The sequence below is a fragment of the Micromonospora sp. NPDC005205 genome (genome assembly GCF_040608275.1).
GTDB lineage: Bacteria > Actinomycetota > Actinomycetes > Mycobacteriales > Micromonosporaceae > Micromonospora.
On sequence record NZ_JBEXHV010000016.1, the window covers coordinates 44114 to 63727 of the forward strand.

17 protein-coding genes, 1 tRNA gene and 2 pseudogenes are annotated in these 19614 nt (G+C 71.2%); 10 read left to right on the forward strand and 10 right to left on the reverse strand.

Annotation, left to right across the window (positions count from 1 at the left end; all coding sequences use genetic code 11):
* Nucleotides 1-163: 163 nt before the first annotated feature.
* From ABZU43_RS25165 to ABZU43_RS25175, 3 genes and pseudogenes are all read right to left on the reverse strand, one after another.
* Complete coding sequence (locus ABZU43_RS25165) at nucleotides 164-1723, reverse strand: cobyric acid synthase (RefSeq protein WP_355008929.1); 1560 nt, start codon at nucleotides 1721-1723, stop codon at nucleotides 164-166.
* A 149-nt stretch (nucleotides 1724-1872) separates the two neighbouring features.
* Nucleotides 1873-2835: pseudogene (locus ABZU43_RS25170) on the reverse strand (cobalamin biosynthesis protein); the annotation flags it as partial.
* 215 nt (nucleotides 2836-3050) lie between these two features.
* Nucleotides 3051-3848 (reverse strand): single-stranded DNA-binding protein, encoded by a 798-nt coding sequence (locus ABZU43_RS25175; RefSeq protein WP_355008930.1) that lies wholly within the window; start codon nucleotides 3846-3848, stop codon nucleotides 3051-3053.
* A gap of 303 nt (nucleotides 3849-4151) precedes the next feature.
* On the opposite strand from ABZU43_RS25175, the gene ABZU43_RS25180 reads away from it, so the two are divergent.
* Together ABZU43_RS25180 and ABZU43_RS25185 are read left to right on the forward strand one after the other, a co-directional pair.
* Nucleotides 4152-4571 (forward strand): HPF/RaiA family ribosome-associated protein, encoded by a 420-nt coding sequence (locus ABZU43_RS25180; RefSeq protein ID WP_355008931.1) that lies wholly within the window; start codon nucleotides 4152-4154, stop codon nucleotides 4569-4571.
* A gap of 150 nt (nucleotides 4572-4721) precedes the next feature.
* Nucleotides 4722-5660: pseudogene (locus tag ABZU43_RS25185) on the forward strand (alpha/beta hydrolase); the annotation flags it as partial.
* 253 nt (nucleotides 5661-5913) lie between these two features.
* Here the strand turns inward: ABZU43_RS25185 and ABZU43_RS25190 are convergent.
* Nucleotides 5914-6609, reverse strand: a complete 696-nt coding sequence (locus ABZU43_RS25190) for a hypothetical protein (protein WP_355008932.1) — start codon at nucleotides 6607-6609, stop codon at nucleotides 5914-5916.
* A gap of 160 nt (nucleotides 6610-6769) precedes the next feature.
* Between ABZU43_RS25190 and ABZU43_RS25195 the strand changes: the two genes are divergently transcribed.
* Together ABZU43_RS25195 and ABZU43_RS25200 are read left to right on the forward strand one after the other, a co-directional pair.
* Nucleotides 6770-6842, forward strand: a tRNA-Arg gene (locus tag ABZU43_RS25195).
* A gap of 224 nt (nucleotides 6843-7066) precedes the next feature.
* Complete coding sequence (locus ABZU43_RS25200; RefSeq protein WP_355008933.1) at nucleotides 7067-7807, forward strand: LPXTG cell wall anchor domain-containing protein; 741 nt, start codon at nucleotides 7067-7069, stop codon at nucleotides 7805-7807.
* 150 nt (nucleotides 7808-7957) lie between these two features.
* Here the strand turns inward: ABZU43_RS25200 and ABZU43_RS25205 are convergent, their stop codons facing one another.
* Nucleotides 7958-8260: a MerR family transcriptional regulator gene (locus ABZU43_RS25205; RefSeq protein ID WP_355008934.1), complete on the reverse strand. Its 303-nt coding sequence runs from the start codon at nucleotides 8258-8260 to the stop codon at nucleotides 7958-7960.
* 706 nt (nucleotides 8261-8966) lie between these two features.
* Between ABZU43_RS25205 and ABZU43_RS25210 the strand changes: the two genes are divergently transcribed.
* Nucleotides 8967-9464 carry a SigE family RNA polymerase sigma factor gene (locus ABZU43_RS25210; protein WP_355008935.1) on the forward strand — a complete coding sequence of 166 codons (498 nt, stop codon included), beginning with the start codon at nucleotides 8967-8969 and terminating at the stop codon, nucleotides 9462-9464.
* Complete coding sequence (locus ABZU43_RS25215; protein WP_355008936.1) at nucleotides 9464-10507, forward strand: hypothetical protein; 1044 nt, start codon at nucleotides 9464-9466, stop codon at nucleotides 10505-10507. Before ABZU43_RS25210 ends, ABZU43_RS25215 begins: the two co-directional genes overlap by 1 nt.
* Nucleotides 10508-10515: 8 nt before the next feature.
* Here ABZU43_RS25215 and ABZU43_RS25220 read toward each other — a convergent pair whose 3' ends face one another.
* Together ABZU43_RS25220 and ABZU43_RS25225 are read right to left on the reverse strand one after the other, a co-directional pair.
* Nucleotides 10516-10950, reverse strand: a complete 435-nt coding sequence (locus tag ABZU43_RS25220; RefSeq protein WP_355008937.1) for a VOC family protein — start codon at nucleotides 10948-10950, stop codon at nucleotides 10516-10518.
* 31 nt (nucleotides 10951-10981) lie between these two features.
* Nucleotides 10982-11965 (reverse strand): hypothetical protein, encoded by a 984-nt coding sequence (locus ABZU43_RS25225; protein WP_355008938.1) that lies wholly within the window; start codon nucleotides 11963-11965, stop codon nucleotides 10982-10984.
* A gap of 328 nt (nucleotides 11966-12293) precedes the next feature.
* Here ABZU43_RS25225 and ABZU43_RS25230 point away from each other — a divergent pair, with 328 nt between their 5' ends.
* The 4 genes from ABZU43_RS25230 to ABZU43_RS25245 all read left to right on the forward strand — a co-directional run bounded on the left by ABZU43_RS25230 (nucleotide 12294) and on the right by ABZU43_RS25245 (nucleotide 16151).
* On the forward strand, nucleotides 12294-13472 hold the full coding sequence (locus ABZU43_RS25230) for an ATP-binding protein (RefSeq protein WP_355009008.1): 1179 nt from the start codon (nucleotides 12294-12296) through the stop codon (nucleotides 13470-13472).
* 49 nt (nucleotides 13473-13521) lie between these two features.
* Nucleotides 13522-14670, forward strand: a complete 1149-nt coding sequence (locus tag ABZU43_RS25235; protein ID WP_355009009.1) for a hypothetical protein — start codon at nucleotides 13522-13524, stop codon at nucleotides 14668-14670.
* Entirely contained in the window at nucleotides 14643-15356 is a 714-nt protein-coding gene (locus tag ABZU43_RS25240) for a response regulator transcription factor (RefSeq protein ID WP_355008939.1), read from the forward strand. The genes ABZU43_RS25235 and ABZU43_RS25240 overlap by 28 nt, the downstream gene beginning before the upstream one ends.
* Before the next feature lie 72 nt (nucleotides 15357-15428).
* Nucleotides 15429-16151, forward strand: coding sequence for a hypothetical protein (locus ABZU43_RS25245; protein WP_355008940.1), 723 nt, complete (start codon nucleotides 15429-15431; stop codon nucleotides 16149-16151).
* Nucleotides 16152-16266: 115 nt separating this feature from the next.
* Here ABZU43_RS25245 and ABZU43_RS25250 read toward each other — a convergent pair whose 3' ends face one another.
* The 3 genes from ABZU43_RS25250 to ABZU43_RS25260 all read right to left on the reverse strand — a co-directional run bounded on the left by ABZU43_RS25250 (nucleotide 16267) and on the right by ABZU43_RS25260 (nucleotide 19550).
* Nucleotides 16267-17019: a lysophospholipid acyltransferase family protein gene (locus ABZU43_RS25250; RefSeq protein ID WP_355008941.1), complete on the reverse strand. Its 753-nt coding sequence runs from the start codon at nucleotides 17017-17019 to the stop codon at nucleotides 16267-16269.
* A 99-nt stretch (nucleotides 17020-17118) separates the two neighbouring features.
* Entirely contained in the window at nucleotides 17119-19179 is a 2061-nt protein-coding gene (locus ABZU43_RS25255) for a glycogen debranching N-terminal domain-containing protein (protein WP_355008942.1), read from the reverse strand.
* On the reverse strand, nucleotides 19179-19550 hold the full coding sequence (locus ABZU43_RS25260; protein WP_355008943.1) for an SCP2 sterol-binding domain-containing protein: 372 nt from the start codon (nucleotides 19548-19550) through the stop codon (nucleotides 19179-19181). Before ABZU43_RS25260 ends, ABZU43_RS25255 begins: the two co-directional genes overlap by 1 nt.
* Between the last annotated feature and the right edge of the window lie 64 nt (nucleotides 19551-19614).

Here is a 19614-nt window from a genome sequence, read left to right on the forward strand (position 1 = left end):
ACCCACCTCTGCCCCAGCCCCTGACCCTGATCCTGACCGGTCGATCATGGAGTTGTGGTGGAGGACGTAAGTGGCCAGTCGGGGTGCAACGGGCACCACAACTCCATGATCGACCAGGCCGGCGCATTCGCGGTGGGCGAAGGCAACGGGCTGGGCGATACAGCTAGTTCTCGGACGTGGGTTTGACCGGTGGAGGGCCGGGTGGGATGAAGGGCAGGTCGGCGGGTGGGCCGGCTTCGATGAGACGCCAGAGGGCATCGGTGTCCAGGTGTTCCTCGACCAGGTCGCCGAGCAGGTCGAGTGACTGTTCCCGGGCGGCGGCGAAGCTGGTGGCCGGTGCGACCCGAAACCCGCTGCGACCGGCCAGACGAGCGGCCTCGGTGAGGAACCACCGGCGGAACTCGTCGGACTCGAACGCCCCGTGCCAGTGCGTGCCGTGCACCACGCCGAGCACGACGCCCTCTGCGACGCCGTCGTCGCTGGTCAGCAACGGGGTCAGGCTCGGGTCGGCCTGTGAGACGTACCCATGGTGGATCTCGTAGCCCCGCACCGGAAGGCCACCGGGGCCGGTGCCCACCGACTGCCGGACGGTCTTGCGCGGGTCGAAGGTGATGTCGATGGGCAGCAGACCGAGCCCCGGCACGCTGCCCTGCCGGCTCTCCACCGGATCGTGAATGGCACGGCCGAGCATCTGGAAGCCACCGCAGAGGCCGAGCAGGGGCTTGCCGGCTGCCACATGGGTGGCCACCGCGTCGGCGAGACCGGTCTCGCGCAGCCATCCGAGGTCGGCGACGGTGGACTTGGAACCCGGTAGGACGACCAGATCGGCGGCAGCCAGTTCGGCCGGTTCGATGGTGAGGCGCACCCGGACGCCCGGCTCGGTGGCGAGCGCCTCCACGTCGGTGGCGTTGCTGATCCGGGGTAGGCGGACGACGGCCACGTCCAGCCATTCGCTGCCGTGCGGGGCGGCGGGTCGACCGAGCACCCGACCGTAGGCGAGTGAGTCCTCCGCGTCGAGCCACAGGTCCAGTGACCAGGGCAGCACCCCGTACGTGGGACGGCCGGTGACCTGACGCAACATGTCCAGACCCGGCTGGAGCAGCCCGAGGTCGCCCCGGAACTTGTTGATCACGAATCCGGCGATCAGCGCCTGGTCGGCCGGGTCTAGCAGTGCCACGGTGCCGAACATCGAGGCGAAGACACCGCCCCGGTCGATGTCGCCCACGACGATGGTGGGCAGGTTGGCGTGCCGGGCCAACCCCATGTTGACGTAGTCACCGGCCCGCAGGTTGATCTCCGCAGGGCTGCCGGCGCCCTCGCAGATCACCACGTCGTACGTCTCGCGCAGCTCGGCCAGCGCGGCGTACGCGGTCTCGGCGAGCCGGGGACGCAACTGCCGGAAGGTGCCCGCGGTGATCGTGTCGACCGCCTCGCCCAGCAGCACCACCTGACTGGCCAGGTCGCTGCCCGGCTTGAGCAGCACCGGGTTGAACCGCAGGTCGGGTGCGAGCCCGCACGCCGCGGCCTGCATGGCCTGGGCGCGCCCGATCTCGCCGCCACGCCCGTCCGCCCCGACGACCACCGCCGAATTGTTCGACATGTTCTGCGCCTTGTACGGCGCCACCTTCACGCCCTGCCGGTGCAGCCAACGGCAGATGCCGGCGGTGAGCACGCTCTTGCCGGCGTCGGACGTCGTGCCGGCCACCAGCAGCCCGCCGCTCACCTCCCACTCCCCCGGCGCACCCCGACGACCCTGCCCATACCGACGGCCCGCAGCCCGTGCTCACCGGCACCGGCCGACCGCAGGGCCCCGGCCACGCCACCCCACCCGCGCCCTCCGGCCATCTCCACCGACCCTCGCCGGCCCACGGCACCGGTCAGTGCACGCCTGCTCAGCGCACCAACCAGCCGGCCGAGCGTCACCGGGTACGCGGCGGCCAACCCGACGGCGGCCAGCCCCACCGCGCCGGAGATCCGGGCGGCCCGCTTCAGGTGCCGCGCCTCGGGGCGGGGACCGTCGCCGAGGAACGGCCGCACCTCGGAGCGCCCGAAATAGACGTTTCGACCACCGAGGCGGACCCCGAGCGCGCCCGCCATCGCCGCCTCGCACTGACCGGCGTTGGGGCTCGGGTGGTCGTTGCGGTCCCGCCGCCACACCTGCCAGGCGTGCTGCCGGTCGCCGTGCGCGACCGGCGCGACGGCGATGGTGAGCAGCCCGGTCAGCCGGGACGGCAGGAGGTTGAGCGCGTCGTCCAGCCGAGCGGCCGGCGTGCCGAACCGCGCGTAGCGCGTCGACCGGTGCCCGACCATCGCATCGAGGGTGTTCGCCGCGCGGTAGCCCAGCAGCCCGGGCAGACCAGCGACCGCACCCCAGAGCAGGGGAGCGACCACCGCGTCGGAGGTGTTCTCCGCTACCGACTCGACTGTGGCACGGGCCAGCTCCGACTCGCCCAGCGTCGACGGGTCCCGCCCGCAGAGGTGACCGAGACGTCGCCGGGCAGCGGGCAGGTCACCGTCACGCAGCGTACGACCCATGACGGTCGCCTCGTGCCGTAGCGTGCGGCCGCCCAGCACGGTCCAGGTGCCGGCCGCCACCAGCACCGCCCGGGTCACCGGCCGGTGGCGGGTAGCCGCCGCGGCGACCGCCCCGAGCAACACCGGCCCGCCCACGGCCAGCGCGGTGAATGCCGTACCCGCCGTTCGGTCCGGGCGGTAGAGGTGGCGCTCCAGCGCGCCCGCTGCCTGCCCGAAGCCGGCCACCGGGTGCCACCGGCGGGGGTCACCGAGCACCCTGTCCAGCGCGTACCCGGCCAGCAGCCCCACCGCGTTCGCCATCGGCGCTGTCCGTCGCACCCGCACCACCTCCGGCCGGCCAGCCTAGACGAGCATTCCGTGAACCAGCCCAACCCACGGTGCCGCACCGGCAACGAGAACCCGTGAGTGACAGGTCGACAAACCCGCCGACGTCCTGTCACGCGGGGTGACGACGCTGGTCGCGCCGCCACCCCGCCCCCGTCGTGCCGCTCAACCGCGACGGCCGAGCCGATCGGTCAGGCTGGTTGCGGAATCCGGCCCCGACCACGCCGCCCTCGACCGGGCTGCGCCGGCTCCGGCTGCCCCTCGTCGGGCACCGACCCCAACTCGTCGTCCAGGTCACCGTCGGCGTTGTCGTCGTCCACCTCGGGCGACGGGGCCAGCTCGTCGTCGAGTGCCGGCGCAGCGTCGGCCGGCCCGCCCTGTCCGCCGCTCGCAAGTGCTCCGCCGTCACCGAAGACGCCGCCGCTCGGAGGGCTGTCGTCGTCCGCCGGGACGTTGCCGAACGGGCTGGTTCGCAGCTCCGCGTAGTCGGGCAGCTCGAAGTCGTCGTCCAACGCACTGCCGTCGGGCAGCACTGGCGCCTGCCCGGCCGGCACCGGCTCGGTGGGCTCGCCGTGCACCCGGCTCTCGGCCTCCGCGTCCTCCACCGTGCTGGTCGCCATGCTCGGCCGGTTGCGCAGGAAACGGGCGCGCCCCCGGGAGAGGTCATGGCCGACGGCCACCGCCTCCAACTCGTAGAGCGTGCGGTGGTTACCGCCGTCGTCGGTCCAGTCGCGGGTGTAGAGCCGCCCGCAGACCACCACCGGATCGCCGACCATGACGGAGGCCGCCACCCCCTCGGCGAGCTTGCGCCAGCAGTTGACGCGGACGCGGAGCGAATTGCCGTCAACCCACCGGCCGCTGTCCCGGTCGAGTCGCCGGGCGGTGGACGCGACCTTGAAGTTGGCCACCAGGGTGTTGCTCTGGGTCGTACGCCGCCATTCGGGCGTAGTCAGCACATTGCCGACGATTGTCACGTAAGTGTCGAACATCGTCCCTCCAGGGGGATCGGGGCCTGCCAGCGCGAGTCGACTCGACACGAGCATCGACACTGAAGGCGCCCTTCGTGAGCACCCGTCCCCGACCTGTGGATGACGAACCCACCTGTGGACAACGCCCTGATCAAGCCCTGCTGTGGTACGCCCGACCCACCCGACCCGCCGTCCACGGTTTCCCAGGCCGCCCGAACTGGGTAAGGACTTGATCAACGCACCACCGACAGCTCCACGTCGACGAGAGGTCAGCGCCATGATGATCACTACCATCGGCTCCGCGAACGCTTCCGAGGCGCAGCGATGAGCGCCGTGGCGAACCCGGCCACCGTGGCTGAATGCCTGCGGGTGGGCGCCGGGTTCTCCCAGGGCGACCGCAACTGGATCGCCGAGCAGTTCGGCACCCTCGACGCCCGGCTCGCCAGCTTCCACGCCGACGCCACCGAGCTGGAGGTGTCGGTGAAGGACCGGGAGGCGCGCGGTCAGAAGGTCACCCTGGAGTGCTGGATCGCCGGCCGACAGAAGATCGTCACCACCTCCACGGAGGAGGACCTGCACGCCGCCCTCAATGACGTCCGGGACGACCTGCGCCGCAAGCTCAACGACGCCAAGACCCGCCAGGAGCCCCGGCACAACAAGCACCTGCGCGACGTCCCGCAGCCGCAGATCGACGCCGACGAGCCCGTCGACCCGGCCCTCCGCGCCGACGCGGAAACCGCCTGACCCACGCCACACCCCCGCGATCTTGCACTTTCGAACGCCGAATGGCGGCAATCACCCCTTACGCCGGGACACAAAGCGCAAGATCGCGGGGGCGAGCATCGGGCGGGCGTGGGCTACCGCTGGGTAAGTTGGCGGCGTAGCGTCGCGTTCGTGGAACCGGACGTGTTGGGGCCGCCGTACGAGCGGCAGACGATCGACCTGGGCACCGACGACGAAGGCCCCGTTGTCGCGACGCTGGTCCGGCGGCGGGCCGAGCGCCCCACCGGGCGGGCCGTGCTCTACGTGCACGGCTTCGTCGACTACTTCTTCCAGACTCACCTGGCTGACTTCTTCGCCGAGCGAGGCTGGGATTTCTACGCGCTCGACCTGCGTAAATACGGCCGGAGTCTGCTCCCGGCCCAGACCCCGAACTTCTGCCGCGACATCAGCGACTACTTCCCCGAGCTGGACGCCGCCGCCGAGGTCATCCGCAAGGACGACGGGCACGACACCCTGCTGGCGATGGGCCACTCCACCGGTGGCCTGATCATCTCGCTCTGGGCGGACGCCCGCCGCGACACCGGCACCATCGACGGCCTGGTGCTCAACAGCCCCTTCTTCGACCTGAACGCCCCCTGGGCGGTCCGTCGACCCCTCGCGGCCGCCGTGTCCCGGCTGGGCCGCAGGGCGCCGCACCGCATCCTGCCGTTCGGGCTGGGCACTGTGTACGGCGAAAGCATCCACTCCGACCACCGCGGCGAGTGGACCTACGACCTGGCGTGGAAGCCGCTGGCCGGGTTCCCGGTCCGGGCCGGTTGGCTGAACGCGATCCGCACCGGGCAACGCCGGCTGCGCGCCGGGCTGAACATCCAGGTGCCGGTCCTGCTGGCCTGCTCGACCCGGTCATTCCGGGGCACCAAGTGGCACGACAACGCGACCCTGGCCGATGCGGTACTGGACGTCGAGCACATGGTCCGCTACGCGCCCCGCCTCGGTCGCCACGTCACACTGGCGCGCTTCGACGGCGGGTTGCACGACCTCACGCTCTCCGGCCCGGCCGTGCGGACGAAGGTCTTCGACGAGGTGGGCCGCTGGGCCGAGGCGTTCCTCGCCGCCGGCCCCACCGCCCCCGCCGACGCCGCGCCGACCAATGCCGCCCCACCCGACGCCGCCCGGACCAATGCCACCCCACCCGACGCCGCGCGAACGGACGCGGTCCCAGCTGCTGCCGCGCGAACGGACGCGGTCCCAGCTGCTGCCGCGCCCACCGATGCCGACCGCACTGACACAGCGCCGACCGACGTACAGCCGGCCGACCCGGCGAAGGCGACGACGGCCGGCGGCTGACCAGGCCGGGCGCGGTTCAGACGTCGCCGGGCGTCGCCGGAAGGACGGCACTGATCCGGTCGAAGGTCGCCACCGGGTGCGCGCCGACACCGGGCAGGACCAGGCCCAGGCAGTACGGGGAAACCTCACCGGTGGCTTCGGCCTGCACGATGAAGACCGGCGCGCCGACGTACCCCGGGGGCAGCTCGGTGGTGATCAGCACGGCATCCCCGTCGCGGACCACCCGCTCGATCGCGACCTCCAGCGGCCGCGACCCGTCTTCGCGTACCCCGTGGGCCAGCACGAAAGCGGAACTGGTGTCGGCGCCGAGGCGGGCGACCACCTCGGGCCCGGCGGCGATCCCCGCCGGCACCGGCTGCACGCGCCACCGCCAGCCTCCGTCGCCGGCATACCGGTGCAGGCCGGCGGTCGGCAACACGGCGACCCCGTCGCCCGCGAAGCGGGCCCAACCGGGCACGATCTCGGCCTCGGAAATGACGGCCGGGGCCACTCCCGCCGGCTCGGTGACGCTGGCCCGCAGGGTCAACTCACCACCCGAACCGCCCACCAGGTCGGCCGCCGTCAGCAGCGACTCTCCCACCGGGTCGTCGCCACCACGGAAGAAGAACGCGGTACCGACGTCGCCCGATGACCGGTACGGCAGGATGGCACGACCGACGACCTGGCACAGCTCGTAGGCGACGTCGCTCTCGGCGTCGGAATCCAGCAACACCAGCCAACGGTACGGTCCACGGCGAGGCCGTCCCGCGGTAACCCGGATGCCCGCTCCCCGGCGGACGTGAGACCCTGCTCGGCAACGTGGACGCGGGCACCCTTTTCGCCGTCGGGCAGTGGGACGGCGGTACCCTCTGGGCGCGACATCCACGCCACACGCGCCCGTAGCTCAGCGGATAGAGCAGGGGACTTCTAATCCCAAGGCCGCAGGTTCGAATCCTGCCGGGCGCACTTCACCACAGCAGGTCAGCGGCTTGCCGTGCCCGGTCGAGACGATCACCGCGGCGGCCTCTCAGCACGGTTCGGGGCGAGGCACCGGACGAGCGGGAACCTCGTCCTGGGCGCAACGATCTGAAGGCGGCCGCGACGCAGGCGGGGACGTCTATCCATCTTGCCCTTTCGCGCACTGACGGTAGTATCTCCGTGTTTTTGCTTGCAACGGGGAGGAAGACCACATGCGATGGAAGTTCCCGGCCGGCGCCCTATTGGCGCTGGCCTTTTTGATTCCGGCGGCACCGGCGGTGGCTCAGATCGAATCGCCCGGGCTGAACGAGGCCTGCCAGACGGTCGAGCGCAAGACGTACAAGGACATCCGCGAGCTTTTCACCATCGACCTGGACACCGCTCCCGAGCAGGAGGTACGGGTGTTGGCCGCCCAGATCCTGTCCGCGGCGAACGCCGACGCGTTGCCCATTCTGCCGGGTGCCATTCAGGAGGCACTGAAGGGCACTGATGAAGAGCTCCGCGCGTTCCTCAAGACGAATGTGCAGGCAGCCTGGTCAACGGCTCTGCGGATCACTGTGGTTCGCACGCTGACGGATGCTGGCCCCAACGTGGAGGCGGCCGCGCAGACGGTGCTCCGCGAGGCGGCAGTCGATGCCTATCTGGCTTACCTGAACGACGGCCTGTACGCCGCCCGTGAGCTCGACTGCGCGTCTCAGCCCACCCCGACGCCGACGTCTCAGCCCACGCCGAGCGCTACGCCCAGCGCCTCGACGACCGCTGCACCGACTCCTACTGCCTCCGCCAGCCCGGGTGCCCCCGGCGGCGAGGGTGGCGAGGGTGGCGAGGGCGGTGGGCTGCCCGTTACCGGTGCCGACACCGCGACCGTGGCCGGCGTTGGCAGTGTGCTCCTGCTCCTCGGCGGCGCGGGCTACCTGATCGGGCGCCGACGCCGTTCACGCTTCGTGGCATAGCTCAGCCTGATGCGCCCGGCTCGATGCTTCGTCGGGCCGGGCGCTTCCGCGCCGTGCTTGGCCGTAGTGGATGCGGCGGCACGCTCTCACGCAGCCGAGACCAGCATGATCCACGCGGCTGTGACCGCCGCCATCAGCGCCGCAACCAGCTCAGCCCTGCTGGTGGCGCTCGTTGCGCCGAAGCGCCTCTTCGAGTTGGTCCTCAAGAATGATGATCCGGCAGGCCGAGGCCATGTCGGTGCCCTGGTCGCACATCTCCCGGGCTCTCGCGGCAAGGCGCAGTTGGTAGCGGGAGTAGCGGCGGTGCCCGCCACTGGAGCGCTGCGGGTCGATCAGTTTCGCTTCGCCGAGTCGGCGTAGGAAGTCCTGCGAGCAGCCGAGGATCTCGGCGGCACGGCCCATCGTGTAGGCGGGGTAGTCCTCATCGTCGAACATGTCGTCGGGTTGAGCCATGGAACCTCCATCACGAGGGCCCCGGTGCTCGGAAGCACCGGGGCCCAAGGGTTGTGGGTCAGGAACACCATCTACCGACAGAACGTCGGCTTGTCTTGTCCGCACCAGCCGTCACTGACGACTTCGGGTGCGAGGATCGCATAAGCGTGACCGAAGACCACCTCTCGTTCGATGGAAACTGCGGTGTCCGCGCCCAGCCCACGAAAGCGACTGGCAGCGGGCGATCCAACGGTGTAATGCCCTCCCTTGCCTCTGATTTCCTCTGTCGTACTCCGTGCTGTCCGTCGGTGTCCGAGCCCCACGCGACTTCATGGCCCTGACACGTGCGACGAACCTTTCTCACCTCGGGTGAAGCCCTGAACAAGCGTCGGCCCCACCCGCTGTCACACGCCTTCCACGTACTACCTAGCGACGGCAACTGCCCGTCGCCGAGCTGAGCAGGCCCTACAGCTTCCTGGGCTCCACTCCTTCGCCCTCGTGCGGGGCGGCAACGTCAGCGTCTTTGTTTGCTCTCTCGACCCCAGGAACATTAGCCGGCGCTGGCACGGATGTCTAGCGCTTCGCTCATAGATTTTTTCCCGACATGGACGGAGGTAGCCCCGCCGACGCCTCGACAGGCAGGCGCGTCCCGAGGTTGGTCGGCAAGCTGCGCACAAAGTGCCCGGCGGGTGTCTACGGGTCGGTCGGCCTACGGCGTTAATAGGGCGTGACGTTCGAGGAGTACGCGTTCGCTCGCACTTCGGCGCTGGTGCGGCTCGCCCGGCTGCTGACCGGTGACGAGCACCGAGCCGAGGACCTGGTTCAGGAGGTCCTCGCCCGGGCCTACGCCCGGTGGGGGCGCATCTCGCGGACGGACCAGCCGGACGCGTACGTCCGGCGCATGGTCGTCAACACCCACAACTCGTGGTGGCGTCGGCTCAGCAGCCGGGAGATCTCGGTTGCCGCGGTGCTCGATCGGGCCGGCGGGGTGGACGAGGCCGCCGGGGTTGCCGAGCGCGACGCGCTGTGGCGGTTGGTCTGTGATCTGCCGGCACGTCAGCGCACCGTGATCGTGCTGCGCTACTACGAGGATCTGGACGACACGTCGATCGCCGAGATCCTCGCCTGTTCGACCGGGACGGTACGCACACACGCCAAGCGGGCCCTGGCGGCGCTGCGTCGACGACAGGGTGCGGCAACCCACGCATGGGCAGGAGACCTCTGATGTTCAGTGACCTCGACGAGCAGCTTGCCACCACGCTCAGGCATCGGGCGGGAGGCGACATCGACCCGACGCCGATCGTGCAACAGGCCCGGCATCGGGGCCGGCGGTTGCGACTGCGGCGGCGGGGGCTGATCACCGGCGGCGTGGCAGCGGTGTGTGTCGCTCTCACCTCGGTGGTGCTGGCGATCCCGGGCGTTCGGAGCACCGATGACCCGGTCATGCCGGTCGCGGCCCTGATGCTGCCGGAGGCGCAGAGCGACGGGACCGTACGCCCCGAGGAGGTCGGCGCCGATCCCGCGACGGTGCACTTCACGACGGACAACCTGGTGAACGGTGCCGACCTCGCCTCGTGGCGCACCGGGCGCGGCATCGAGAGCGTCGAGTTCCGGGGTCCGAGCGGTCAGGCCCGTTTCGTGCTGGGGCGCACCGAGGCGTTGCTCGACGGGCTCCCGCAGACGCTGTCCTCGCAGGGGCGACCGCAGGGACGGACCGAGATACGGGTCGGCGACCGCTCGGGGGTCGCCTGGTTCGATCCGTCCGGCGACCGGAAGCTGTGGTTCGTCCGCTGGCAACCCGCCGACGGGCTCTGGGCCCAGGTGGAAACCTACGCGACCACCCTTGACGACGCGACGGGTACGGCGAGCCGGATGCGGTTCGACGGCGCCCACCGCTGCGTCGTGCCGTTCCGCCTGGAGTCGCTGCCGCCCGAGGGACGGCTGCTGGAGTGCTCGGTCACGCTCGGCCGGTCAGCGCGGGACTTTTTCGTCGAGGGCGCTCTGGTGGTCGGTGACGCGTCCGGCCGTTGGCTGACCGTTCGGGCGCAACTCGCCCCGAACAGCGACTACGCCCGGCGCGGAGATCTTGTCGCCGGCCCCTACCGGGCCCGCCGGCAAGGTAGGGACGTGCTGGAGATGGTGGTCAAGTCCTGCTACGTCGAGGCGTTCCGCAAGGGTCGGGGGAACGGCTACACCGAGGCGGAGGGCTTGGCGATCCTCGGCGGGTACCGGCCGGCCCGCGACCTCGACCGCCTGGAGACCTGGTGACACAGTGCTCAGGCTGAGGACGCCGCCACGCAGAATTCGTTGCCCTCCGGGTCGGCCATCACCACGTGTTGCTGGTCGAACTCCGCCAGGACCCGTCCGCCGGCGCGCGCCAGCCGCTCGGCCTCAGCCCGGATCCGCGCCCACTGCTCGTCGGAGTTGCCGTGGCCGGGCACCCGGATGTCGATGTGAAGCCGGTTCTTCGCCGTCTTGGGCTCGGGCACGTTGAGGATGGAGAGGTAGGGGCCGACACCGTCGGGGTCGCACAGCCACGCGCCGTGCTCGGGAAGGTCGTCCTCTGGCAGGTCGAACTGCGCGTGCCACTCCGCGCGGGTGGCGAAGGGCGGCGGTGGTGGCTCGTCGATGTAGCCCACGGCCTCCTTCCAGAAGGCGGCGAGCACCTGTGCGTCCGTGGAGTCGAGGGTGAGGGAAATCCGAGCTGCCATGACCGGGACGGTAGCGCGTACCCCCGACTTTCTAGACGGGCCCCAGCAAGGCGGCCAGAGCGGCGTCGCCCTGGCCAAGTTGCGCACCGCCCGTCGCTGGCGCGACCAGGAACCGTTGGCAACCGTCGAGTTCCACATATCGGTCGGGGCCCGCCCCTTCGAGCGGGCGCAGCACCGCGAAGCGGCTCGCCGGGGTGGCACAGTCGACCACCGCCCGGCGGTTGGACAGCCCCCGGAGCACGCCCGCCTGACGCTCGGCCGGCAGCGGGCCGCCGTACACGAAATCACCCGGCGGTTTCTCGCCCTCCTGAAGCGACGCGGGCACCTCGTAGACGCAGAGGCGCAGCGGCCCGGCGGTCGAGCGGGCCGGCGGAGGCGGCCCGGGGCGGCCGTTGCGGGTCTCCACCCACACCAGGTCCGTCCACTGCTGGGCGCACCCGGCGGCCTCGGCCGCCGCGGATTCGACCTGCCGGATGGTACGCGTGTCCACAGTGGTCCACTGCGGCCCGGCCAGAGCGGCGATCACCTCGGGGCGCGGCTTGTCGCAGGAGTCCGTCGGGATGTGGGGCCGAAGCCAACGCCCCCGCTCGTCCACCAGTGCGAGCCACGGCGGAATGACCATGTCGAGGGTGCAGGCGACCTCCCCGTCGGCCTGTTCGTCGGGAAGGCGCAGCGCGGTGAGCAGCCGTGTGATCTCCTCGGCGCGTCGCTCGGTGGCGACCTGCTCCTGGCCGCCGTTGGGCCCCGGCCGAATCTCCCGCCCGCAGACCACCGCCGCGACCGGTGTGAACGTGGGGTCGATGCGACCGATCGTCGGCTCGTCCACGGCCGGTGGCGACGCCTCCGTGGTCATCTCGCCGGCCCTGGGCGCCTCCGTGGCGCAGGAGGTCCACCCGTCGACGATCTGAGCCGGAGCGGGCTCGTCGGCCCGACCCGGCCCAACCTCCGTGCCACCGCAGCCGCCCAACGTCATGCCGAGCAGTGCCACCGCGAGTGCCGTACGGGACGAGCGCATCCGGCTCACCACCTTTCCATCCGGGGATGAGACGGACGACGGGCACCCGCGGTTCCGGTCGGGTGGTCGCTCCATCGCACCCGGTGATCGACTCGGCTTTCATGATGTCGGGTGGTCGGCCGGCTCCGGACACCCCGACTTCCGTGAACGCGAGTGGATCACGCGCGCACGCCGCGCTGGGGCCTCCTTCAGCCCGCTGCACAGAGTGACACATTAGCGACACTCCGCACACAAGGGATGACCCCGTCACGGTCCGCCATGCTATTGTCCGATGTCGATCTACGCCGCGTGGACCCGGACCGGGTCGTTGTCGGAAGGACACTTCCCGATGCCGGCCGTTGCCACCCCAACCGTGCCGCCGCCCACGCTGGACAATCCGGCCGGCGGGGCCCTGGGCCTCATCTTCACCACGTTGCCAGCGCTGCTGCGGCTGAGCTGCGGGCTGTTCGGCGCGGCGGTCGCCGTGTCGGTGCAGACCCCGCCGGTGCAGCAGGCGGTGCTGCTGCCCGCCGTGGGAGTGCTGACCGGCTGGTCCCTCTGGTACGCACACCGCGCGTTGCGCCACGGCATCGGCCCCGGCCTCGCCGGCGGTGACGTGGCGGTCACCGCGCTGACCTGCCTGCTCATCCCGGTGCTGGTGGCGCCCGAGGTGCTGCCCGGCGAGGGCAGCTGGATCGCCGTGCTGGCCAGCACCACGGTGATCAACACACAGGCCACGACCTCGGCACGTTGGTCGATCCCGGCCGGGCTACTCGTGATAGCCACCTACGTGACCGGGGCGCAGGCCGCCGGCAACCCCATTGAAGCCCGGGCGCACGCGGCCACGCTGCTGGTGCAGACCGCCTGCACGGCGATGATGACGGCGGTCATGCGCCGACGCATCGGTCGGGCCGACCGCGCCTTCGTCGAACACCAGCGGCTGACCCGGGAGGCGTTGGTAGCACGCGCCGCCCGCGAGGCCGAACGCCAGCAGAACCGCGACCTGCACGACACGGTGCTCGGGACGCTGACCATGGTGGGGCTGGGCGCGGTGGCCGGGCCTTCGACAGTCTTCCGGGACCGCTGCGCGGCCGACCTGCGTACCCTCGTCGCACTCACCGACGTCGGCCCGGTGGCCGGCGACGGCCCGGTGCCGCTCGACGGGCGGTTGCGGTTGGTGGCCGGCCGGCTACCCGAGCTTGCGGTACGGCTGGACCTGGCGTCCTGCGCCGTCCCGGTCGGCGTGGCCGACGCGATCAGCGAGAGCGCCTACGCGGCGCTGTCCAACGTGGTCCGCCACGCGCCGGGCGCCGGGGCCACGCTGCGGCTGACCCGCGACGCCATCGGCGTCGTGGTCGAGGTCGCCGACGACGGCCCCGGCTTCGACCTTGCCACCGTCCCACCGCACCGGTACGGGTTGCGCGAGTCCATCTGTGGCCGGATGGCGACTGTCGGTGGCCGGGCCGACGTGCACTCGGCCGTCGGCGTGGGCACCCGGATTCGGCTGGAGTGGCCCGGTGTCGGCTGACCTGAACGCCCCGGCGCACCCCACCGACGCGCCGGAGACACCGAACTGGATCAGCGTTCCGACGCCTCGGGAACCGGAGTCCCCCGCGGCGCTCGCCGCCCCGGCCGCCGTGGCGCACGCGTCCGACCGGGGTGCCCGGATCGCCGCCGTCGCCATCGCGTTGGCCTGGCACGTCGCGATCGCGCTGCCGGCGGTGCTGTCCGCCCGTGCGGAGTTCGCCGCGCCAGCGGTGGTGCTCGGCGCCTGGGTACTGGTCGCCGTGACCGGCGCGATCGCCGGGGTACGGCTGCTGCGAGGTTCGCCACTGCCGCCGTGGCCGCTGGCCGGGCTGCTGCTTGTCGTCGACGCGGCCGTCTTCGCCGCGGCCGGTGAGCGGCAGTTGTTCACCGCCGCCAACTGGGTGTGGGGCACGCTCGGCTGGTTCTTCGTGCTGGCGGTGTGGGGCCGGCGCGTCGCGGGGCTGATCGCGCTCCTCAGCACCCACGCGTTGATCGCCCTGGTCGCGGTGCTCGGGCACGGCCCCGATCCGGCCGACGTGGCCCGCTACGTGATGTACGTCTACGGCACGTTCTCGCTGCCGGTGGCGGTCTTCGTGGGCAGCACCGTCATCGTCGGCCTGGCTCGGGAACGGGCCGCCGTGTCGGCCGCCGGTCACGCGATGGCCGCGGAGCGGGACGCCGCCGAGCGGGGCCTTCGGGAACGCCGGGACCGGCTCGCCCTGGTCAGCTCGGCGGCCGGGCGGGTCCTCGGTGACCTGGCCGCCGGCCAGGCCGACCCGGACGACCCGGAGGTGCAGCGCCGGTGCATGCTGGCCGCCGCCCGACTGCGCCGGCTGATCGCCGAGTCCGACGATGTGCCCGACCCGCTGTTGCACGAGTTGCGAGCCGCCGCCGACCTGGCGGAACGCAACGGCCTTCCGATCGACCTGGTCACCATCGGCACCCCGCCGCCGCTGCCGGTGGAGGTCCGCCGCCGGCTGGCCGACCCGCTCACCGGCACCCTCGCCGACGCCCGGGAATGGGCGCGTCTGACAGTGGTCTCCGGCTCGGACGAGGTGGTGGTCAGCCTGGTCACACCGGACCGGGAGGGGCCGGAGTCGACCGGCCCGCCCCCCGGGGAGCACTACGACGGGCCGGTGGAGTACCTCTACGAACGGGACGGAAACATCAGATGGGCGCAGACCCGGTGGCGGCGGTGACCGGCGACCGGCCGGTCGGGGTGGCGATCGTCGACGACCATCCGGTGGTGGTCGAGGGGGTCCGCGCCTGGCTCGCCACCGAGCCTCGCCTGACGGTGCTCGCCACCGGCGACGACCCGGACGCGGTGCTGCGGGCGGCGCCAAACGCCGACGTCATACTGCTCGACCTGCGACTGCACGGGCGGATGGCGTTGGACAAGTTGGCCGAGCTGAGCGCCGCCGGCCGGCGGGTGGTGGTCTATTCGGAGCACACCGACCCGCAGACGATGCTCGCCGCGCTGGACGCCGGGGCGGTGGCGTTCCTGGCCAAGCACGAGGGCCGGGAACACTGCGTGGAGACGGTGCTGGCCGCCGCGAGCGACCGTCCGTACGTGCCGCCGGCGCTGGCCGGTGCGATGGTCGGCGACCCACGGCCGGACCGGCCGATGTTGTCCGACAAGGAGCGTGAGGCGCTGCTGCTCTGGTTCCAGTCGATGTCAAAAGCGTCGGTGGCCCGGCGGATGCAGATCAGCGAGCACACAGTGAAGCAGTACGTCGACCGGGCACGGATCAAGTACACCCGGGCGGGGCGACCCGCCGCCACAAAGGCGGCACTACTCGCCCGTGCGATCGAGGACGGTCTCGTCCGCCCGGAGGAGATCGGCATCTACCGGTCACAGGCGGCGCACGACCGGCCGACCCCCTAACAGGCGTCATGACAGGGGCGCTCCGGTCCGGAAGGCTTTCTTACACAGCCAGCTGACCGGAAGGTCGTGACGATGCACGCCGACGCGTCCCCCTTCTTCATCGGTCCTCACCGGTTCGACGCCACCGACGACGACGTGGGCCCGACCCTGGACCGCCGCTACAACCTGCGACCCATGCCCGGCGAGCGGTTGCTCGGGCGACACCGACTGCTGGTCGCGGGCTACCTGCTCGGGCCGAGCGAGGTGCGACGCCGCTGGCAGTTGCCCGAGCCGGTCGCGGTGACCGTCACCGACCAGCGGATCTGCTGGGTGGGCAGTGGCTCGCACCTGTCGCTGGTCGCCGACGGCACGCACCGGGCCCGGCCACCGGCTCGACTCAACGGCCTGATGAGCGGTCAGATCCGCTGGCAGTGGCCGTCCCGGTTGGAGCTGCCGACGAGCGCGCCGGACGTCCCTGCCCAGCTGCTGATCGTCTGCGACGCGCTGCGCACCATTCAGCAGCCGGCGCTGGCCTTCAGCGGAACGACAGCCGAGGTCGTGGCGCTGGCCCGGCAGGTCCGCCGGGCGGTTGCCATGTTCCGGCTCAACCGTCCACAACTGGTCGACCTCTCGGCCCAGGAGCGCGACGTGCTGCTGCTGCGGGCCGGCCCCGGTCTGCTCGCCGGCGACACCCGGATCACGCTGCCCGGCTCGTTGCCGGTGGAGTTCCACTCCCGGGACGACTACTACCGCTCAAGACCGGATCCGACCTCGTGGGGCGGGCTCGCAGGCGGCGCAGCATCCGGGCAGCGGTGACACCGACCGTCCGCGTCGGCAGAGAGCGTTCTGCCCCGGCGTGGAGCGATCCGTCCAGCTAGGGCGTGCGTCGAAGCCCCGGGCCCGCCGAGAACGTCGACACACGCCTTCAGCGTCAGGCGCTGGGAGCGGGGTGTTCGGCGGCGGCGTCCAGAGCGGCGGCCTCCTCCGGCGTGGGCGCGCTGCCGCCCAGGTGCGCGGGCTGCCACCAGGTGTCGTCCGGGCCGGCCGGGGTGTCCGGATAATCCCGCTGTGCCCGGTCGACGAGGGCGCTGAGGCGAGTGGTCAGCTCGGCGGCCAGCACGTTCGGGTCCGGGAAGTCCGCCGGGCTGATCGGCTCGCCGATCAGGATCGTGATCGGCGTGTGCCGACGGGTCAGAGTGCGCGGGCGGCCCTTGGTCCAGAGGCGCTGGGTGCCCCACAGCGCGACCGGCAACACCGGCACCTTCGCCGAGCGGGCCATCCGGACCGTGCCGCTCTTGAGCTCCTTGACGGTGAACGACCGGCTGATCGTCGCCTCGGGGAAGACGCCGACGACCTCGCCCTTCTTGAGCGCGCCCACGGCGGCGCGGAACGAGGCAGCGCCGGCCTGCCGGTCCACCGGAATGTGCCGCATACCGCGCATCAGCGGGCCGGAGATCTTGTGCGTGAAGACCGAATCCTTGGCCATGAACCGCACCAGGCGGCCCGATGCGTTCGCGCCCAGACCGGCGAAGATGAAGTCGAGGTAGCTGACGTGGTTGCTGGCCAGCACCGCCCCGCCCGTGCGGGGTACGTGGTGGGCGCCCTCGATGGTGATCTTCAGGTCGAGGACCCGGAACAGCGTCTTGGCGGCGGCGATAACGGGCGGGTACACGAGCTCCGGCATTCGCAGAATCTACCCTGACCGGCTGGGGATCGGCTGGGTGGCGACCCGGCGGCGGCGACGCGGGCGGCGGCGCCACCGCCGGTTCGGCGGCCGAATCGGTCAGTCGGCGAGATTGTCCAGATCCAGTCGACCCCGGGCGAAAGCGTCCACCCGGCCCCAACGACCGGGGATGTCCAGGACCTCGATGCGGCCCATCCCCACCGGCAGCCGTGGCTCGACCGCCAGGTGACCCTCGTGCGGCTCCAGACCGAGCATGGTGCGCAGCAGCAGCAGCGGGGTACCTGTCGACCAGGCCTGCGGGCTGCACGCCGTCGGGTACTCCACCGGGAACTTGGTCAGCTCCCGCGGGTAGCCACCGAACGCCTCCGGCAGCCGGCCGTCGAAGTACGTGGCCGCGTCCAGGATGCCGTTGGCGATGGTCGCGGCCTCCTCGGCAAAGCCGTACCGGCGCAGACCCCAGGCGATGAACGAGTTGTCGAACGGCCAGATCGTGCCGTTGTGGTAGCCGATGGGGTTGTAGCGAGCCTCCCCCTCGGCGAGGGTGCGCACCCCCCAGCCGGAGAAGAGCCGCGGCCCGACCAGGTGCGCGGCGAGCTTCTCCGCCCGCTCGGGTTCGACGATCCCGCTCCACAGCAGGTGGCCGATGTTGGAGCTGAGGATGTCGCACTGCCGGCCGTCCGGGTCCAGGGCCAGGGCGAAGTACCCGCCGTCTTCCACCCACCAGTCCCGGTTGAACCGCTCCTTCAGCTCCGCCGCCTCCCGCTCCAACTGGTCGGCGAACTCCGGGTCACCCCAGAACTCGCGCGCCAACCGGGCCGCGCGGACCTTCGCGTCGTACGCGTACCCCTGCACCTCGCAGGTGGCCCGGGGGAACGGCGGCAGCGTGCCGTCGGAGTAGGAGATCGAATCCCAGGAGTCCTTCCAGCACTGGTTCTCCAGGCCGGTGTCGGTGTTGCGTCGCTCGTACCAGATGTAGCCGGTGCCAACCAGGTCGGCGTAGTTGTCGATCCACCTCAGCGCCGCCCGGGACTCCTGCTCCAACTCCTTGACCAGCGCGACGTCCCCGCTCCACTTTTCGTACTCGTCGAGCAGCACGATGAACAGCGGCGTCGCGTCCACGGAGCCGTAGTACGGCGAGTGTGGCTGCTCCTCGAAGGCCGCGGTCTCGCCGTAGCGCATCTCGTGCAGGATGCGCCCCGGGTCCTCGTCCCGGAAGTCGTCGAACCGGCTGCCCTGCAGGGACGCCAGGATGCGCAGCGTCGTCTTCGACAGCTGCGGGGTGAACGGCAGTGTCTGCAGGCAGGTGAGGATGCTGTCCCGGCCGAACATGGTCATGAACCAGGGCAGACCGGCGGCCGGCAGGGTGGCACCGCCCAGCGACAGCGGCGAGAAGCGCAGCGCCGCCAGGTCGATCAGACTGCGCCGGTACGTGCTCGCCACCCGGCCGTGTTCGCTGTTGACCTTCGGTGCGTCGGCGATCCACTGCTCCAGGTCGTGCTGGAGGGCGAGCCGCTCGGTGCCGTGTTTGCGCAGGCCGAACCGCAGGTCCCGGCCACCGGGTCCGACCGCGTAGGTCTGGACGTCGATCGAGGCATCCCACTGCTCGTTGGGCTCCAGGTGCACTGTGTACGCGAAGCCCTTGCTGTCGTACCGGGCCGACGTCGACGACGAGATGACCGTCTCCCGCCGGAAGTTCCCCCGCCGGTACCCCAGCCGCAGCCGGTCCGACTCCACCTCGGTGTAGATCTCGCCCTTCTTGTTGAGGATCTCGTCCTTCACCTGGAACAGGTCGGCGAAGTCCGACGCCGCGTCCATTCGGACTTCCAGGTCGACGGGCTTCTCGTCGTGGTTGAGGATGGTCAGCTGCTCACAGAAGCTGCCGCCCACCGCGCGCTCGCGGATGATCGACAGCTTCGCGTCCACGTAGTGCGTGGCCATCCCCGGGACCAGGAAGAATCGCGACTCGAAGTACTGCAGGTCGTCGTAGGAGAGCGAGTTGAGTCGCTCACCGTTGATGGTCAGCACCCAGGTCGACAGGAACCGGGTGTCGATGGAGAAGAGCCCGGTGGGCTCGCTCGGCGTCGCCTCGATGTCACCGGTGTCCTCGCAGACGACGAACGTGTTGCCGTCCAGGATCCGGATCGTGTTGCTCTGCCCCATCAGTGCTCCTCCCCCGCGAATCGCCGACGCGGCCCGCGGGCGTCCGGGGAACCCGGAAAGATCCGCTCCACCTGTACGACGAGGCGAGCGTCACCGGACACCGTCATGTCCCCCCGCAACAGCGCGGCCAGGCCGTGCTCGCGCCCCGAGGCGATGTCGTCGAAGAGGACCGGGCTCGCGCCGATCACCGTGTCGGCCTCCTGGTCCTCCTGACTGACGTTCAGCCGGCCGTGATCGATCCTCAGCAGCCAGTGCCGGGTCTGCGCCCCCTCGTGCAGGTCGATCCGCAGCGTCCCGGAGGTCTTGGCCAGCAGAGGTTCGTACCCCCGCCGGTCCAGGTCCTCGAAGAACCTCGTGGTCGCGTCCACCATCGGGTCCACTCCTCCCAGTTGCCGGGCCGGGGATCCCACCCACTGCGCTCGCGTCGCACGGACG

Bases quoted from the DNA above. Each gene is read 5' to 3' on its own strand.
- ABZU43_RS25225 (WP_355008938.1), bottom strand. From the start codon at position 11,965: ATGCGCTCGTCCCGTACGGCACTCGCGGTGGCACTGCTCGGCATGACG.
- ABZU43_RS25240 (WP_355008939.1), top strand. From the start codon at position 14,643: ATGGGCGCAGACCCGGTGGCGGCGGTGACCGGCGACCGGCCGGTCGGG.
- ABZU43_RS25205 (WP_355008934.1), bottom strand. From the start codon at position 8,260: ATGGCTCAACCCGACGACATGTTCGACGATGAGGACTACCCCGCCTAC.
- ABZU43_RS25215 (WP_355008936.1), top strand. From the start codon at position 9,464: ATGTTCAGTGACCTCGACGAGCAGCTTGCCACCACGCTCAGGCATCGG.
- ABZU43_RS25200 (WP_355008933.1), top strand. From the start codon at position 7,067: ATGCGATGGAAGTTCCCGGCCGGCGCCCTATTGGCGCTGGCCTTTTTG.
- ABZU43_RS25245 (WP_355008940.1), top strand. From the start codon at position 15,429: ATGCACGCCGACGCGTCCCCCTTCTTCATCGGTCCTCACCGGTTCGAC.
- ABZU43_RS25255 (WP_355008942.1), bottom strand. From the start codon at position 19,179: ATGGGGCAGAGCAACACGATCCGGATCCTGGACGGCAACACGTTCGTC.
- ABZU43_RS25180 (WP_355008931.1), top strand. From the start codon at position 4,152: ATGAGCGCCGTGGCGAACCCGGCCACCGTGGCTGAATGCCTGCGGGTG.
- ABZU43_RS25175 (WP_355008930.1), bottom strand. From the start codon at position 3,848: ATGTTCGACACTTACGTGACAATCGTCGGCAATGTGCTGACTACGCCC.
- ABZU43_RS25260 (WP_355008943.1), bottom strand. From the start codon at position 19,550: ATGGTGGACGCGACCACGAGGTTCTTCGAGGACCTGGACCGGCGGGGG.
- ABZU43_RS25220 (WP_355008937.1), bottom strand. From the start codon at position 10,950: ATGGCAGCTCGGATTTCCCTCACCCTCGACTCCACGGACGCACAGGTG.
- ABZU43_RS25250 (WP_355008941.1), bottom strand. From the start codon at position 17,019: ATGCCGGAGCTCGTGTACCCGCCCGTTATCGCCGCCGCCAAGACGCTG.
- ABZU43_RS25230 (WP_355009008.1), top strand. From the start codon at position 12,294: ATGCCGGCCGTTGCCACCCCAACCGTGCCGCCGCCCACGCTGGACAAT.